Origin of the sequence: Maribacter ulvicola (assembly GCF_900155985.1) — a bacterium.
GTDB lineage: Bacteria > Bacteroidota > Bacteroidia > Flavobacteriales > Flavobacteriaceae > Maribacter > Maribacter ulvicola.
In genome coordinates this window covers 140,393-157,150 of record NZ_FTMA01000001.1, presented here as the reverse complement: position 1 = coordinate 157,150, position 16,758 = coordinate 140,393, and the positions used below count along the sequence as shown (strand labels likewise).

Genomic DNA, 16,758 nt, shown 5'->3' with positions numbered 1-16,758 from the left:
GGTATAGAAGAATATTCTATATTAGAACCCTAACATTCAGGGTTATGGCACGCAACATTCCGGTTTTTGGCAGTAGGCTTAGAAACAATATAGTAACGGTACCAGAGGTAATTTCTCAATGCTCTGGTATTCGTGTGTTTGGGCAATCTATAAAATCGTTTTTATTCAGTACAGATGTGGCAATAATTAGGAATACGAATGCCAATGCAATTATAGCAGTATATCCATTTACACCCCAGCCCGTGATTTCAAATGCATTGATCTTAGCAGCGGACAAGCCCATTTTTTGTGGCGTTGGCGGTGGACTTACAACCGGATTGCGATCATTAGAACTGGCAATACATGCAGAATTTCAAGGTGCTTTAGGGGTGGTGTTAAACAAACCTACGCCAAATAGCCTTATTTCATTGCTTAAAGAAAAAATTGACATACCGGTAACCATTACCGTGGTATCTGAAAAAGATGATTTCAAAGGACGATTAGACGCAGGGGTTGATATTTTTAATGTTTCCGGTGCAGATAAAACAGCGGATATCATTAAAAGAATAAGAGATTTAGACGCCAATGTGGGTATCATTGCGACAGGTGGTAAAACCGACGAAACAATAGTCCTGGCAATTGATGCAGGTGCAAATGCCATATCGTACACTCCGCCAAGTACGGGCGAATTATTTAAGGAAATAATGGATAAATACCGCGCAGAAGAATAGTGTTTAGTTAGAGATGATTACACTGCCTCCACTAAAGCTAGTTCGGTATTCTAACATATCATAATAACGATTTTCATCTTCTGGTTTGTTGATTAACTGCCCCGTAAATAGGCTATACTGATAATCATCACAAGAACAAGTGGCAATCTGACCATCTAGCTCCATTGTAGAGCAATCATTAGGAACATGATTTGGGCAACTACCTTCAAAAGCTCTAAATTGATCAAAACCGGAATTGATAACAAAAACCCCTCTGGTACCGGCAAGATCGCTTGGAATATAGATAGCGCTACCCGTATTTGTAAGAGGGCTGTAAGAAGGCAGGTTTAAATTAGCTTCAAAACGAAAACCTATTTCTTGCAAATACGGATTTCTGTTGGTGCCATCATTGCTACAGGCAGTGAAAATCAATAGAATTACGATGTATAATCGGGTCATCATGCTTAATTTTTGTTTTAAACAAACTTCAGCAAATGTGCGTAAAAATTATGTATATTTGTGTTAAATCCTCTCTTAAAAGGCCGAATTTTTAGGCATTTGCAGAGGATTTCGTCTATTTATAAAACGAGGAAGTTATGAGTAACATATCATACTATACTGTTGAGGGGTTAAAAAAACTTAAGGCAGAACTAGATCATTTAAGAGATGTTGAGCGCCCAAAGGCGTCTCAAGCAATTGCAGAAGCAAGAGATAAAGGCGATTTGTCAGAAAATGCCGAATATGATGCGGCAAAAGAAGCACAGGGATTATTGGAAATGAAAATTTCCAAGATGGAAAATACGGTGGCCAATGCGCGGATCATTGACGAATCTCAATTAGATACCTCTAAGGTATTAGTGCTTTCTACGGTAAAACTTAAAAACCAAAATAACGGCATGGAAATGTCATACAAATTGGTGGCTGAAAGTGAGGCGGATTTAAAAACAGGAAAGATTTCTGTGAATTCACCTATTGGTAAAGGTCTACTGGGTAAAAAAGTTGGCGATACTGCAGAAATCGTAGTACCAAGCGGGGCTATCAAATTTGAAATTCTTGAAATTACAAGAGCTTAAGTTTTTTAAATAACTATATTTAATCCTACTCTTTAAGAAGGGTAGGGTTTTTTATTACTATTAAATTCAAATTACAATGCCAACAATTTTCACGAAGATCATTAATGGTGAAATTCCATGTTTTAAAGTAGCCGAAGATGAAAACTTCTTGGCTTTTTTAGATATCAACCCAAATGCAAAAGGGCATACCTTGTGTATACCGAAAAAAGAGGTCAACAAAATTTTAGATTTAGATGAAGAAACCTATTTAGGTTTAATGTCTTTTTCAAGAAAAATAGGCAAGGCATTAGAAAGCACGGTAGATTGTAAGCGTGTAGGTTTATCTGTCATTGGTTTAGAAGTACCACATGTGCATGTACATTTAATTCCGTTAAATGAAATGAAAGATGCTACTTTTCAGCATAAAGTAAATTTAAGTAATGAAGAGCTTAATACCTTAGCTGAGGAAATTGGTTCTAATGTTAAATAGCATTAGAAAGAAGTATATAGACTGCACCTGCTACCAATGCTATTAAAACTAACATAAGGCTGTAAAAGAGCAATGTTGGTTTAGATGATTTTTTAACGGGTATCACTGTTTTTTCATAATAATTGAACATACGTTCAATATCATCGGTCCAGCTTATAGGGTAAATAGTAGAATGGCAGGTGTTGCAAACAAGTTTATTACTTAATTCACCTGTTATTTTATAAAAGAATCTACCACAAGTATGTTTTTGGTAAAAAGTAAGGTTTAAATCTTGGTTAAAACATTCAGGGCAATTATTGCTTAGATTGGCTTCCTTAATAATTTCTAATTTTTCTTTGGACATAATTAGTGAGACACTTTTAAAGAAATTTGCATTATAGTTCCTTCTTTGCCAGATGATAACACCTTTATTTTTCCGTTGTGGTATTCTTCCACAATCCTCTTAACCAAAGAAAGTCCTAAGCCCCAGCCTCTTTTTTTAGAGGTGAAGCCGGGTGTAAAGATACTATTATAGTTGCTTTTAGAAATACCATGTCCGGTATCGGCTATTAAAATGTTGACAAATTTGTTGTCTTGAACTATTTCTATGGCAATACTACCCTTGCCGCGCATGGCATCAATTCCGTTTTTAACCAAGTTTTCTATAGTCCAATTGTATAATGAACTATTCAGCATAACCGGTAGATGATCCACCTTGGTATTAAATGAAAAGTGGATGAGTTTTGAGCTTCTAAGTTTTAGGTAATCAAAAGCATCTTTAGTTTCCTTTACAATATCACTTTCAACAAGTTTTGGTAAAGATCCTATTTTAGAGAAACGCTCGGTAATTGTTTGTAACCGATCTATATCCTTTTTAATTTCTTTGGTAATGCTAGGGCTGATGGCTTCAGATTTTAATAGCTCGTTCCAACCCAAAAGAGATGAAAGCGGTGTGCCTATTTGGTGTGCGGTTTCTTTGGCCATACCTACCCAAAGTTTATTCTGCTCAGCGGCTTTATTTGTTTTGAACAAAAAATAGATAACTGTGGCAAATAGAAAAATGATTAGGAGTAACGCAATGGGGTAATATTTTAATTTGATCAAAACATCAGAATTGCCATAATATAGCGTAGCTAAATGTTCTCCCTGTTGATCAATAGAAATAGGTATATTTTCGTTCTTAAATTTTTTGAGTTGGCTTTGAATATAAACGGAGTCTTCAGATTTGTTGGGAGGAAAATTGTTTACCCTAATAGATTTATCTTTATTGATAAGAATCATGGGGGTAGAGGTATTGTTTTGAAAAACTTTTAAATGTAAACTACCTAAATCTACGGTTTCAGAAGATTGTAGAAATTCTGATTGAGCTGTGGCCCAGATTTCCATTTTCAGTCGCTCTTCTTCTTTAAATTGTTTAAAAAAGCTGTTGGTATTCCATAAGATAAGACTCACTACTACAAAGGAGCCTATCAATAGAAAAATGTTGGAAATTTTGTTTTTAGGAATAAAGTTCATCCAATAGTTATCTAATACTAAAGATAACCCTAATTGTGAATAATTGTTGTGTTGTAATACTTGTACCATGTTTTATTAGAACAGCATTTTATGTATTTTTGGACTCTATTGTAAAAAGAGTTCAAGATGGAAATAGAAGGTAAAGTAAAATTGATAGGAGAAACCCAAACTTTTGGGTCTAATGGGTTTAGAAAAAGAGAATTGGTTGTTACTACAGATGAGCAGTATCCACAGCATATAATGGTAGAATTTGTTCAAGATAAATGTGATTTATTGAACAGCTATAATGTAGGGCAAGATGTAAAGGTGAGCATTAACCTTAGAGGAAGAGAATGGACAAATCCTCAAGGCCAGGTAAAATATTTTAACTCTATTCAAGGATGGCGTATAGAAGGTGCATCTCAAGGAGCAGCGGCGGGTATGCCACCAGTTGCACCAATGGAGGCTTTTGAGCCTGCTGATAATTTAAATGAAGAGGATCATGATGATCTTCCATTCTAAGATTTGAATAGAAATCTTATAAGACCTTATGTCTTTAGAAGAAAAAACTTGTTTAACTTAAAATAGTTAAACAAGTTTTTTTGTTTTAGCTCCTTTATTTACTTTGAGAAAAAATTAAAAAGACGCAGATTGTCATGTACTTTTTGACCGATGAACTTTTATTTCCGCCAGTAGATAATGCTAATGTAGAAGGCTTATTGGCCGTGGGCGGTGACCTCTCTCCGGAACGGTTGCTGTTGGCGTACCAAAGTGGAATTTTTCCATGGTTTGATACTGATTCTCTTATATTATGGTGGAGTCCAGATCCTAGAATGGTTCTATATCCCGATCAAATAAAAATTTCTAAAAGTATGAGAAAAGTTATTCGTAACAATCAGTTTAGATTAACCAAGAATACTTGTTTTAAGAAAGTATTGGAGCATTGCTCATCTGTACCACGAGAAGGTCAAGATGGTACTTGGATCACAGATGAGATGAAAACTGCATATATGAAATTGCATGAAAGAGGTATTGCAAAATCATATGAAGTCTGGGAAGGCAATACGTTGGTGGGCGGTTTGTATGGGGTAGATTTGGGTCATATATTTTGTGGTGAAAGTATGTTTAGTTTAACGTCTAATGCATCAAAATTTGCCTTCATAAAACTAGCTCAAGAGTTACAAGCTAAAGAATATAAGGTTATAGATTGCCAATTGCACACTGATCATCTAGAAAGCATGGGTGCACAGGAAATTTCAAGAAAAGAGTTTATACAGTTACTAAATTGAGATGACCAAACTGTTTAATATTAAGATGACTTGTTCTGTACGCTTTGTATAATTTTCTATTCTAAACTGTACACCCAATTGCGCTTTTAAGTGTGGCGTAATAGACCAACCTATTTGTGAAGTTATGCGTTGATCGTACATAGGTTTTATGCTTTTGCCTACCGTTAGCAGAGATTCTGTGGTGGCAACTAAATAGGGTTCGCCAATATTCATTTTAAAACCTTTTAAAGGTATATCTACAGCGAAACGATATCTAAAACGATGAAAAAGATTAGAGGGTTGAATACGCTGCTCTATTCTAAAACGGTTGCCAAAACGAGCACTTTTGGTTTTTTTAGTGATATTAAATTGTTGGGTGAGCCTAAGTTCATTTTCTTTTTCCTTTTCAAACACCTCTCTAAATCGGTACTGAACACCTAGACCTATGCTCTTATGGGGGTCGATTGTCAAGGATGAGAAATTGACGATTTCTATTTGCCGTATCGTTAACTGAGACGTATTATTTTGGTAGGTGTAATTTCTATTCGCTATAGAAAAGTTCTGTTTAAGCAAAGGGGTTATCTTGTAGTTTAAGGCAACTTCGGACTCCCAATATGCTGTTGTATTATTTTGTGCATATGCATAATTAGCACCTAACAACAATAGGGCTATAATGAGCCGTACCCTAATACAGTATGTGATCATAATTTGGAGGAAGAGAAGTTCTTATTTTTTTAAAATTTCCGTCAGCATCAAACAAAATTTCATATTCTAAATAGCCTTTGTCTTTTTTGCCTGAGACAATTAATTCATAGTTTATATAAGGCAACATAAGATTCTGAAATGCATTTTTAAAAATTTCATCAATAGGTAAGTTACTTGAATAATATTGTTGTTGAAGTCTTCTTATTTTATATTTTAAGTAATTTTTGTTCAAATAATCAACTATTTTGGTATAGGTGTTATTAGGTACATCTGTAGGTTTTATGAGAATTTCGATATCTTCTAATAGACCATTTTGATCAAATTCAATACTGTACCAAAGCTTATCTTTTTTAAGTTTAGCTTCATAACTTATTTTAGTGCTGTCTATTTCCTTATAAAATTTAATACGCTTAAAATCTATCACATTCTCATCAATGATTTCGATGGCCAAAGCAGGAAATTGGGATTTAAGAATGCGGTGTTCTCTTTCGTGTTTGTGCTGGGAACGACCTAGGTGAAAACAGAATAGAAATGCAGTGAACATTAATTTTATAAAATAATTTTTCATATCTGTAATACTTATTTTATGCTATACTTCATCATATCTAAAGCATTCTATTTGGTGGTCGTTTACCATACCTGTTGCCTGCATAAATGCATAAATGATAGTGCTGCCTACAAATTTAAATCCGCGCTTTTTTAGGTCTTTACTAATAGCATCTGAAATGGGTGTATTGGCAGGAGCATCCTTGTAATTTATGACTTTATTTAAAATAGGTTCGTTATCTACAAATTTCCAAATATAGCTACTAAAACTACCGTATTCTTTTTGAACTTTTTGATAGGCGATGGCATTGGTCACAGTTGCCCGGACTTTTAATTTGTTCCTGATAATACCTTCATCTTGCAATAAAGACAAGATTTTAGCTTCTGAATACTTGGCAATTTTCGTATAATCAAAATGATCAAATGCAACTCTAAAGTGCTCCCGTTTTTTTAAAATGGTGATCCAGCTTAAGCCTGCTTGAAAAGATTCCAGCACTAAAAACTCAAACAAAAGATCATCGTCTTTTACTGGAACTCCCCATTCTTGATCGTGATAAGCTTCGTAAAGCGAATCTCCTTTGCACCAGCCACATCTTTTAGGTTCCATGGAAAATTATTTAAATGACAAAAGTATTGAAAATGAGTTGAAATACGGTGTTTTTGTATGTTCTGAGATATGATATTTATGGTTTTGATAGTCTTTTGTTTTCCTTTAATTATGTTAAGTGCAGTTTATGAATTATTTGTTTAGCATTCTTTATTAATTAAAAGTCTATTGCAATTTGATAGGAATATTTTTTTTGCTATTCAATTAATTACAGTTGGTTATAAACAGCTTGCAAGGAATTTAGACAAGTATCTATGATTAGTTGATTTTTTAAACTAGAATCAGTACGAGCTTATGGAAGTAATAGTATCTAATTTTATAGCAATATTTACTGCGGAAGAATGAAAAATCAGTTTTGAAAAAAGTATCCTTTTTTAATAAATGTAAGAGGTTTAAGTGGATAAGTGTTGTAGTAAAACAAAATCAAATAAAACTAATTATTTTAAGATGAAGCTAAGCTGTTCAATAGTTTGACCTTAAATCTTGAGAATTTGTAAGCATTGTACTATTATTGCTACTAAAGCGTTCGATTATAGAATATAAATTAGCAAACGTATGGAGTTAGTAGAGGATTTAGTAAAAAAGGGATTGGAGACCAGTTTTAGTTATGCAGAGTATAGGGCATTAGTTGCTGATTTGGCTGAAAAAGGTCAGGCAACGGGACCTGAACAGTTAGAGGCATTGTCGCAATATACACAGTTGAATAATAGCCGCATGCGCAGATGGGATAAAACATTGAAATTTAGCGAAGATGCTGTAGCTAAAATTAAATCTGTTGATCAGAAAATATCCTGGGTGGTGTTGTCAGAAAGTTGGTGTGGCGATGCTTCACCTGCCTTACCCGTAATGCATAAAATTACAGAGCTTAACCCAAACATATCATTAGCTATTATTCTACGTGATGAGAATTTAGATATCATGGATCAATTTTTAACCAATGGAGGTAGATCCATACCTAAATTAATTGCTGTAAATGAAGAAGAAACAACTTTGGCAACTTGGGGGCCAAGGTCGGCAAAGGCAACTAAACTAGTAGAGGATTATAAGGAGGAACACGGACAGCTGACTCCTGAGTTTAAACAGGATCTTCAGCTATTTTATAATAAGGATAAAGGGAAGAGTATTTTAGAAGATTTACTTGAGCTGCTACCTATTCAATAATAAAAAAGAAAGAGGATTGTTGAAAAATTTCAAGCTATTTAGAACTAATAGTTGTGGCTTTTATTGCTTGGAAAATCAAGTTTTAAATACGCCAACGCTTGAATGAAAAAAATTAAGTTTTCTATTCAATGCTTAATGGACTTTCCTCAAGGTACTATTACTTTTTTTGAAATAAATAAGTAATAGTACCTTTTTGTGATGCTTTGGAAGAAGAATTGAATCTTGCTTTTAAAGCATAATTTATGGCATTGTCAACTAGACATCCGTTAGAAGTGTCAGAACTCTTTTCATTGTAATCCGCTTCGGTTACGTATCCTAAAGCATTCACTTTTATGTTGATAACAACTTTACCTCCTTCAATACAAGTATATATTGGTGGAGGTAGTTTATAATTATTTCTGTTTACCAAAGAATAAGATACAGAAGTTCTTCTTGCAGCTAAGTTGTTGGTGAATTCTTTCTTTTGAGCTTCTTTTTCGCCTAAAAATTGTTTTTTCTCTTCTCTTTTTTTTGCCAAAGCTTTAATTCTTTCTGTATACCCGGTATCAGAAATAATATCTTCGCTTGGATCACCGTCGCTCATTTCACTTCGTTCTTCCATTAACTCTTCTAGAGTTTGCAGCGGCTCTGGATTGCCATAACTAGGCTTTGCAGTTTCGTTAAAGGCTAAGTGACTTTTTATTGGGTCTGATGCTGCTTGCTCGGTTTCAGGTTCCTCCTTTTTTAGTATTTCTTCTAAAACTTCTGGATCCATAATCATTTCAACTACATAATCTTCATGAGATTCTTGTTGCCCCCCAAACTGAATACCATATAATACCAACACTACAATAGACAAGCTAAAGCTAGTGGCAAGTAGAGATAATTGTTTTCTGTTCAGATTCATGCGTATATAACCTTAATAATACCAAAATATTTTAGAAGATCGATAAATGGTAATCAGTTATTTGTTATCGGGTTCCTTCTGAACCTAACAAGAAATCGGCAAAAACCAAAGGGTCTTGAGCATTATCTACGTTAAAATCACCTATTTTGGTTCTTCTTAATGCTATTAAATGTGCTCCGGAGTTCAATGATTTTCCAAAATCATGTGCCATAGACCTTATGTACGTTCCTTTACTACATGCAATTCTAAAGTGAATATTTAACCCGTCAATATCGGTTATATCAAAGGTGCTTACATTTACTTTTCGTTTTGGTATTTCTACTGTTTTTCCTTCTCTTGCCAATTCATATAGGCGTTTACCGTCTTTTTTGAGTGCTGAGAATACAGGAGGAGCTTGTTCTATATCGCCTATAAATTCATTGGTAGTAGCTTTTATCAGCTCGGGTGTAATATGGTCCGTGTTAAAGGTTTCGTTTATTTCTGTTTCAAGATCATAAGACGGTGTTGTAGCCCCTAAGGTAAAAACACCCGTATACTCTTTTTCCTGCCCTTGGTATTCGGTGATTTTCTTAGTAAATTTCCCTGTACAAATAATTAGAAGCCCTGTTGCTAAGGGGTCTAAAGTACCTGCATGTCCTATTTTAAATTTCTTTAGACTGAATTTTTTTCTGATTGCCCATTTCAATTTATTGACCGCCTGAAAAGAGGACCATTCTAATGGTTTATCAATCAATAATACCTGACCATCTAAATAGTCTTCTTTGGTCAAATCTTCCATGAATTTGGGTGTTTTAATAGTACTATGAATTAGTAAAGCTATATATGACGGCAATCAATCCTACAGCAAGACAATAGATGGCAAAATAGGAGAGCTTGCTTTTACGTACCAATTTAATCATCCAGGTACAAGCGGCAAGACCGGCAATAAAGGCTGCAATAAAACCTGCACCCATGGCAACATTATTTTCACCATCAAAAGTTAAATCTCCGCTCATAAGGTCCTTGGCAATTTTACCAAAAATTAATGGCACTACCATTAAGAAAGAAAACCGGGCAGCTTTTGATTTGTCTACACCTAATAGAACAGAGGTTGAAATAGTAGCTCCACTGCGTGAAATACCGGGTAGCATAGCAATTGCTTGAGAAATACCTACGATAAAGGCGTTGCTGAAACTTACTTTCTTATCGGTGTCTTTTGCTTTGTCAGCAAAATATAGCAGTACTGCAGTGATGATTAGCATAAAGCCTACAAACCTAATATTACCTCCAAAAAATGCTTCTAATTGCTCCTCAAAAAATAAACCTACACATACGGCCGGAAGCATAGAGATAATAATTTTAACAGAAAACTGACTTTCTTCGTTCCATTTAAATTGAAACAAGCCGCTTAAAATTTCCCAAATATCCTTTCTGAAAACCACAATGGTACTCAATGCGGTAGCAAAGTGAAGTATTACGGTAAATAGCAAACTTTCTTCTTGAACAGAGTTGTCACCTAAAATGGCTTTGCCCAATTCTAAATGCCCACTTGAAGAAACGGGTAGAAACTCGGTTAATCCTTGTATGATACCAAGTATAATAGCATCTAAAGTATCCAATTAATTTTTCTTTTTGTGTGGGTTCAATAAAATGGCATAAATTTCTATGCCTAAGCCAATAAGTACTAAAGTTGGTGCTAGTCTAATTCTTCTAAAATTGTATATATCCGGATTAAATACGTTGGGGTCGTCACTGCCGCCGCCGCTCATTAGTATAAAACCTAACGCAATGCAGGCAAGACCAATAAACATGAACATGTAATTTTTCTTCTGAAAAATAAATTCTTGTTTAGGTTGCTGTTCCATTCTATTGTTTTTACTCATGCCACAAATTTAATAATATAATTCGTCCGTTCTAAGGTTTAAGAAACGTTGGGTTGCGAAATAGGTGCTAATGAACGAAATAAGAATACCCAAAAGAAAAACGCTAACAAATAAAGTAATTAGAATATAAGGTTCTTCAAGTAGTCCTAAATCTTGAAAATTAGTATTCACATAATACACAACGCCACCAATGGCCAATAAGGCAATTGCTGCACCGATCATACCAAGTTTAATATTTTGCCATATAAACGGTCTTCTGATAAAGGTTTTGGTAGCTCCAACCATTTGCATGGTTTTTATGATAAACCGTTTAGAATAGATAGATAAACGTATAGAGCTGTTGATCAATAATACGGCGATAAAGGTAAATATGGCACTAGCAACTAAAATCCAAAAGCCAATTTGTTCCACACTTTTAGCAACCATGCTCACCAGCACCCGGTCATAACTTACTTCATCTACAAAACTCTTTTCTGAAAGGGTATCCGCAATCTCTTCAACTTTTTCAGCAGTAACAAAATCTGCATTTAGTTTAACGTCTATGGAATTTTTAAGCGGATTGTATCCTAAATAATCAACAAAATCTTCGCCTATATCTTCACTGTGCTGTTTCGCAGCTTCTTCTTTAGATACGTAAGTAGAAGATTTGGTATAGTCAGACATTGCCAAGGTTTTTTGAAGCTGCTCAACTTCAATTTTTTTGGTATTTTCTTTTAGAAAGACAGAAATGGTGATTTGTTCTTTAGAACGATCTGCCATTTTTTTAGTGTTTAAAACCAATAATCCTAAAATGCCCAATAGGAACAAGACTAATGCAATACTCAGCACAACTGAAAAATAGGAGGAGATGAGTTTGCGTCTTTGATAATTTTCGAAGGAGTTCGCCATAGTACTTAAAAGTGCAGTAAAAATAGCAAAGTATTGTTAAATGGGACTTAAAAAAACAAAGCCTTAACGTTTTAAGCTAAAGTGTCCCTTAAATTGTACAGAATCAGCGTCAATAAGATACCAATAATCATCTTCTGGCAATCGTTCGCCTTTAAAAGTGCCGTCCCAAGATGTGGAATTGGTATTGCCAAATTTTAAGAGCTTCCCGTAACGGTCAAAAATTGAAATGGTAACCGTATTGAAAACCTCTAATCCGTCTGGTTCAAAAAGGTCATTGACGGTATCTCCGTTAGGTGTAAAGAACTTTTGAATGACCAGATGGTAAAACGCTTGCATTACCACCCCGCAATCTGTATTGTCTTGAACGTAAATAGTGTAAAAACCTCCTTCGACGGCTTCAAAAACGTTATTGGGTTGAAATGAAATTCCGTCTAAAGAATATTCAAAATTACCATGGTTAGAAGTAGTGACAACTATTGATGGTCCGTCAGATACTATTTTATCAATTATAGGTAAATCTATTTGGTCAACCGTAATGGTACGTACGGCAGAGCATCCATTTATATTGGTTACAACGACTTCGTATTCGCCTGCTTCGGTAACGTTAATCATTTGAGAGGTCTCGCCTGTAGACCATTGGTAGGTAGTATTTTCGACTTCGGCATCTATAGTGATAAAAGAATCTTCACATAGAAAAGCAATAGAATCATCTGGCACAATGGGTAATGGATAAACGGTTAGCGTAACCGCTGTTCTTGTGGTAGATGCGCAATCAGTTTCAACTGAATTAGCTTCAGCGTAATAAGTGCCGGAAATGCCGGTTTCTAAATTCTGATTATCAGATAAAATCAAGTTTCCGCCAGTAGGGGCGTCATACCAATTTACGGAATAGGCAGATGGTGTATTCACGGATAATAGACCTAAGTCACCTTCACAAATTTCAACATTTCCATTAGTTGAAGGGGCAGGCGGTATGGGTACCACTGTAATATCAAAAACATCGGATACTACATTGCATAAATCGTTATTTACATTGATAATGTCCTCTGTTATTTTTGTTCTAAAATATGTGGTGGTAGTTACGGAAGGGGTGTTTAAAATTGCACTGTTCTCTCCGGTGATATCCACCCAAGTTTGTTGATCGGTACTTTGCTGCCATTGGTAGGCATGAGAATTAAAAACAGAAGAATCTGGTGTTGCGGTAAGCGTTTTGGATACACCGCCTTGATCTTCGCAAACTACCGATCTGGCTTCATTGGCTGCCGTGGCAACGGTAACATTGTCGCCACAAGAACGAAAAAGGATATCGTCAATAGCTAAGTCGTTTCCGCACCCTCCATTACTATTATTTCTCATTTTCAGAATAACCGATGTTTGTGCCGGTTCGGTTTTAAACACAAGGGCGTATTGGTTCCATTGTATAGTTCCTGTTCCGGGTATACTTCCTGTATCGCCCTGGGCAAGCAAATTTGTATCTGTCTCGTCCCAAATTTGAAAACGAACATTTACTGGTATGCTGTTGCCTTCACAGCTACCGGCAGGTTGTAAGTTAATAAGCCAGGATGAAAATTCATAGGTGGTGTTTTCACATAAGCCTGTTACCTGGCGTTGATAAAATTCCCCTGCCGTAAAACTGGCATTAACAATAAAAGCTTTCCCGTTACTATCGCCAGGGGTGTGATCCTGTAATGAGAGCCAATCAAAATAATTGGTAGTGCTAGATATGGTATAATCGCCATCACTGGGCGTACCTGTAGTAAAATTGTATGTTGTAGTGCCGGCAGGCAGTGCAGGTCCGTCAGTGGTGCCAGATCCAAAATCTTCAGTAAAAATGGGGTCACCAGAATTTCCGCCACAAAAACCAAGTTGTGCATGCACGCTTGTTGCTAACAAAAACATGGTAAGGCAAGAAAATAAGAAAAGATTGGGCTGCTTATCGATCACAACTCAAAGTTACCAAATTTAGTTTATTACAATTATAAAGTGAATTACTAAAAACGTATGTGGTCAATATCTTTTAACTTTCATTGATTCCACCTATTTTTGTTACTTACAGAAAAGAAGTAAAGATCATGCAATACAATTTCAACGAAATTGAAGCCAAATGGCAAAAATACTGGGCAGAAAATCAAACATTTAAAGCAGAGAACGATTCTGAAAAAGAAAAGTTCTATGTGTTGGATATGTTTCCTTATCCTTCTGGTGCGGGGCTCCATGTTGGGCATCCGTTAGGCTATATTGCCAGTGATATTTATGCGCGATACAAAAGGCATAAGGGGTTTAATGTGTTACATCCGCAGGGGTATGATTCTTTTGGTTTGCCGGCAGAGCAATATGCCATACAAACAGGCCAGCATCCGGCGGTTACAACGGCGGCAAATATAAAAACATATAGAAGGCAGTTAGATCAACTGGGCTTTTCTTTTGATTGGAGTAGAGAGGTGAGAACTTCTAGTCCTGAGTATTATAAATGGACCCAGTGGATATTCATTCAAATATTCAATTCCTGGTATAATAACGATACCGATAAGGCGGAGGATATTGAAACTTTGATTTCTAAATTTTCTTTGGGTGGTAACGCTGATGTAAATGCCGTTTGTGATGATGATATTGCAGTGTTTTCTGCAGATGATTGGAAAGCTTTTTCAGATGTCAGAAAACAAGAAATATTATTACAATATCGGTTAACATACTTGGCGGATACCGAGGTAAACTGGTGCCCAGCATTAGGTACGGTATTGGCAAATGACGAAATAGTAAACGGTGTGTCAGAACGTGGTGGTCACCCGGTTGTTCGTAAAAAAATGACCCAGTGGAGCATGCGTATTTCTGCATACGCACAACGTTTATTAGATGGTTTGGATAAGATAGATTGGCCGCAGCCATTAAAAGATTCACAAACCAATTGGATAGGGAGAAGTCAAGGAGCTTCAGCCGTATTCAATGTGAAAGGGCATGATGAAAAAATAGAAGTATTTACTACGAGGCCCGATACTATTTTCGGAGTGTCATTTATGACCTTGGCTCCCGAGCATGAATTGGTAAGTGAAATTACCACTGTAGAGCAAAAAGCAGAGGTGGAAGCATATATAGAGGCAACGGCAAAGCGTTCTGAGCGTGATCGTATGGCAGACGTAAAAACCATATCGGGTGCTTTTACAGGAGCGTATGCGGAGCATCCTTTTACCAAAGAGCCTATTCCTATCTGGATCGGAGATTACGTGTTGGCAGGTTATGGTACAGGAGCTGTAATGTCCGTTCCATGTGGAGATCAGCGCGATTATGATTTTGCAAAGCATTTCAATATCGATATACCTAACATATTTGAAGGTGTAGATATTTCTGAAGAAGCACATGCCGATAAAGATAAAACGGTGATAGCGAATAGCGATTTCTTAAGCGGACTACCGTATAAGAAAGCGATGAAATTGGCTATCTATGAATTAGAGAAATTAGGTCAAGGTGAAGGTAAGATTAACTACCGTTTGCGCGATGCTGTTTTTAGTCGTCAAAGATATTGGGGGGAGCCATTCCCGGTGTATTATGTAGAAGGAATGCCGCAAATGATTTCTCCAAAACATTTACCAATTGAGTTGCCAGAGGTTGAAAAATATTTACCAACAGAAACTGGCGAGCCACCATTAGGTAATGCTGAGGTTTGGGCTTGGGATACCGTTACAAATAAGGTTGTAAATAATAGCGAGATAAATAATACCACTGTATTTCCGTTGGAATTGAATACAATGCCAGGTTGGGCAGGTAGTTCACAGTATTTCAACAGATACATGGACCCGCATAATAGCGACGAAATTTTCTCTGAAAATGCTATTAACTACTGGCAAGATGTAGATTTATATATAGGTGGTAGCGAGCACGCCACAGGTCACTTATTGTATGCTCGTTTCTGGCAAAAATTCATGTTCGATAAAGGTTTGGTGCCTAAAGACGAGTTTGCCAAGAAGCTGATCAATCAAGGGATGATTACGGGGACTAGTGCTTTTGCTTATACATTAAAAGTAAAAGTGACGTTTAATGATGGGGAAGAGGCAACAGACCAGGTATTTATTTCTTCAGGAACTTACTTTCATCTAAAGTCCATTCTTCAATTAGATCCTCAAAAGCAAAAAGAGGGATTATTAAGAGTTAAGGAGCAATTGAAAATTGATATTTCGGTATATTATGCTCCCGAACCAAGAGCAAAAATTGTTAATGATATAAATCCTTATTTTTCCGATGTGCAAAATTTACATGTTGACGTATCTATGGTGAATAGTTCTAATGTTTTGGATGTAGAATTGTTTAAGAAATGGAGGTCTGAGTTTGTGGAAGCGATTTTTATAGAAGAGGAAGCGGGTTATGTCGTAGGTCGCGAAGTAGAAAAAATGTCCAAATCTAAATACAACGTCGTAAACCCAGATGCTATTTGTGAGGAGTACGGTGCAGATAGTTTGCGTTTGTATGAAATGTTCTTAGGTCCGTTAGAGCAATCAAAACCTTGGAACACTGCAGGTATAACAGGGGCACATGGTTTCTTGAAGAAAATGTGGCGTCAATACCATACAGGGGCAGACGGTGTATTCGTAGTTTCAGAAGAAGAGCCATCTAAAGAATCATGGAAGACACTGCATAAAACCATCAAAAAGGTAGAAGAAGATATTGAGAACTTCAGTTTTAATACATCGGTATCTACATTTATGATTTGTGTAAACGAACTATCGTCTCAAAAATGTGTAAGCAGAAAAGTGTTAGAGCCTTTAGCAATATTGGTATCTCCGTACGCGCCACATATCGCAGAAGAGTTATGGAGTAAATTGGGCCATTCTGATTCAATTGCAACGGAAGCTTTTCCAAAATTTGAAGAAAAATATATTAAGGAGAGTGATAAAGAATACCCTATTTCTTTTAATGGTAAAATGAAATTTACCATGCAGTTATCCTTAGATTTAAGTAAAGACGAAATAGAGGCGGCAGTAATGGCGCATGAAAAAACCCAACAGCAATTAGCAGGGCGTACCCCTAAAAAAGTAATAGTAGTGCCAGGAAAAATTGTGAATATCGTAGGCTAGTGAATTTAAATAATAAAGAGGCGATGTTAATTGCCTCTTTTAATATTAACGTATTACCAGTGATA

Annotated in this window: 19 protein-coding genes; 7 read left to right on the top strand and 12 right to left on the bottom strand. The window is 36.0% G+C overall.

Annotation, left to right across the window (positions count from 1 at the left end; all coding sequences use genetic code 11):
• The first annotated feature begins 44 nt into the window (after positions 1-44).
• On the top strand, positions 45-710 hold the full coding sequence (locus tag BW936_RS00655) for a beta/alpha barrel domain-containing protein (protein WP_076546402.1): 666 nt from the start codon (positions 45-47) through the stop codon (positions 708-710).
• 3 nt (positions 711-713) lie between these two features.
• Here the strand turns inward: BW936_RS00655 and BW936_RS00650 are convergent, their stop codons facing one another.
• Positions 714-1,148 (bottom strand): Rieske (2Fe-2S) protein, encoded by a 435-nt coding sequence (locus BW936_RS00650; RefSeq protein ID WP_084181943.1) that lies wholly within the window; start codon positions 1,146-1,148, stop codon positions 714-716.
• A gap of 137 nt (positions 1,149-1,285) precedes the next feature.
• Between BW936_RS00650 and greA the strand changes: the two genes are divergently transcribed.
• Together greA and BW936_RS00640 are read left to right on the top strand one after the other, a co-directional pair.
• The gene (gene greA, locus BW936_RS00645) at positions 1,286-1,762 is read left to right on the top strand and encodes a transcription elongation factor GreA (RefSeq protein WP_076546400.1); all 477 of its coding nucleotides are present in this window, start codon (positions 1,286-1,288) and stop codon (positions 1,760-1,762) included.
• A 76-nt stretch (positions 1,763-1,838) separates the two neighbouring features.
• A complete protein-coding gene (locus BW936_RS00640; protein WP_076546399.1) occupies positions 1,839-2,231 on the top strand; it encodes an HIT family protein in 393 nt (130 codons plus the stop codon).
• Here the strand turns inward: BW936_RS00640 and BW936_RS00635 are convergent.
• Entirely contained in the window at positions 2,224-2,574 is a 351-nt protein-coding gene (locus tag BW936_RS00635) for a hypothetical protein (RefSeq protein WP_076546398.1), read from the bottom strand. The two genes, BW936_RS00640 and BW936_RS00635, sit on opposite strands and share 8 nt — an antisense overlap.
• 2 nt (positions 2,575-2,576) lie before the next feature.
• On the bottom strand, positions 2,577-3,725 hold the full coding sequence (locus BW936_RS00630; protein ID WP_076546397.1) for a sensor histidine kinase: 1,149 nt from the start codon (positions 3,723-3,725) through the stop codon (positions 2,577-2,579).
• Between the two features lie 126 nt (positions 3,726-3,851).
• Here BW936_RS00630 and BW936_RS00625 point away from each other — a divergent pair, with 126 nt between their 5' ends.
• Together BW936_RS00625 and aat are read left to right on the top strand one after the other, a co-directional pair.
• Positions 3,852-4,226 carry a DUF3127 domain-containing protein gene (locus BW936_RS00625; RefSeq protein WP_076546396.1) on the top strand — a complete coding sequence of 125 codons (375 nt, stop codon included), beginning with the start codon at positions 3,852-3,854 and terminating at the stop codon, positions 4,224-4,226.
• 134 nt (positions 4,227-4,360) lie between these two features.
• Entirely contained in the window at positions 4,361-4,993 is a 633-nt protein-coding gene (gene aat / locus BW936_RS00620; RefSeq protein ID WP_076546395.1) for a leucyl/phenylalanyl-tRNA--protein transferase, read from the top strand.
• Here the strand turns inward: aat and BW936_RS00615 are convergent.
• Genes BW936_RS00615 through BW936_RS00605 form a run of 3 tightly spaced genes read right to left on the bottom strand, consistent with a single transcriptional unit; the run spans position 4,985 to position 6,830 of the window.
• Positions 4,985-5,677, bottom strand: coding sequence for a DUF2490 domain-containing protein (locus BW936_RS00615; RefSeq protein WP_076546394.1), 693 nt, complete (start codon positions 5,675-5,677; stop codon positions 4,985-4,987). The genes aat and BW936_RS00615 overlap by 9 nt on opposite strands.
• A complete protein-coding gene (locus BW936_RS00610) occupies positions 5,658-6,245 on the bottom strand; it encodes a PepSY-like domain-containing protein (protein ID WP_076546393.1) in 588 nt (195 codons plus the stop codon). The genes BW936_RS00615 and BW936_RS00610 overlap by 20 nt, the downstream gene beginning before the upstream one ends.
• 21 nt (positions 6,246-6,266) lie before the next feature.
• Entirely contained in the window at positions 6,267-6,830 is a 564-nt protein-coding gene (locus tag BW936_RS00605; protein ID WP_076546392.1) for a DNA-3-methyladenine glycosylase I, read from the bottom strand.
• Between the two features lie 555 nt (positions 6,831-7,385).
• Here BW936_RS00605 and BW936_RS00600 point away from each other — a divergent pair.
• Positions 7,386-7,991 carry a thioredoxin family protein gene (locus BW936_RS00600; RefSeq protein ID WP_076546391.1) on the top strand — a complete coding sequence of 202 codons (606 nt, stop codon included), beginning with the start codon at positions 7,386-7,388 and terminating at the stop codon, positions 7,989-7,991.
• A gap of 157 nt (positions 7,992-8,148) precedes the next feature.
• Here BW936_RS00600 and BW936_RS00595 read toward each other — a convergent pair whose 3' ends face one another.
• The 6 genes from BW936_RS00595 to BW936_RS00570 form a co-directional block, all read right to left on the bottom strand.
• On the bottom strand, positions 8,149-8,877 hold the full coding sequence (locus tag BW936_RS00595) for a hypothetical protein (RefSeq protein ID WP_076546390.1): 729 nt from the start codon (positions 8,875-8,877) through the stop codon (positions 8,149-8,151).
• A gap of 64 nt (positions 8,878-8,941) precedes the next feature.
• Complete coding sequence (gene truB, locus BW936_RS00590; RefSeq protein WP_076546389.1) at positions 8,942-9,655, bottom strand: tRNA pseudouridine(55) synthase TruB; 714 nt, start codon at positions 9,653-9,655, stop codon at positions 8,942-8,944.
• Positions 9,656-9,677: 22 nt separating this feature from the next.
• Positions 9,678-10,475, bottom strand: coding sequence for an undecaprenyl-diphosphate phosphatase (locus tag BW936_RS00585; protein WP_076546388.1), 798 nt, complete (start codon positions 10,473-10,475; stop codon positions 9,678-9,680).
• Positions 10,476-10,739, bottom strand: coding sequence for a DUF3098 domain-containing protein (locus BW936_RS00580; RefSeq protein WP_076546387.1), 264 nt, complete (start codon positions 10,737-10,739; stop codon positions 10,476-10,478). It lies immediately after the preceding gene.
• A 9-nt stretch (positions 10,740-10,748) separates the two neighbouring features.
• On the bottom strand, positions 10,749-11,627 hold the full coding sequence (locus tag BW936_RS00575) for a cell division protein FtsX (protein WP_076546386.1): 879 nt from the start codon (positions 11,625-11,627) through the stop codon (positions 10,749-10,751).
• 63 nt (positions 11,628-11,690) lie between these two features.
• Positions 11,691-13,571: a T9SS type B sorting domain-containing protein gene (locus BW936_RS00570; RefSeq protein ID WP_143744040.1), complete on the bottom strand. Its 1,881-nt coding sequence runs from the start codon at positions 13,569-13,571 to the stop codon at positions 11,691-11,693.
• A 128-nt stretch (positions 13,572-13,699) separates the two neighbouring features.
• Between BW936_RS00570 and BW936_RS00565 the strand changes: the two genes are divergently transcribed.
• Positions 13,700-16,693 (top strand): leucine--tRNA ligase, encoded by a 2,994-nt coding sequence (locus BW936_RS00565; RefSeq protein WP_076546384.1) that lies wholly within the window; start codon positions 13,700-13,702, stop codon positions 16,691-16,693.
• Positions 16,694-16,758: the final 65 nt, after the last annotated feature.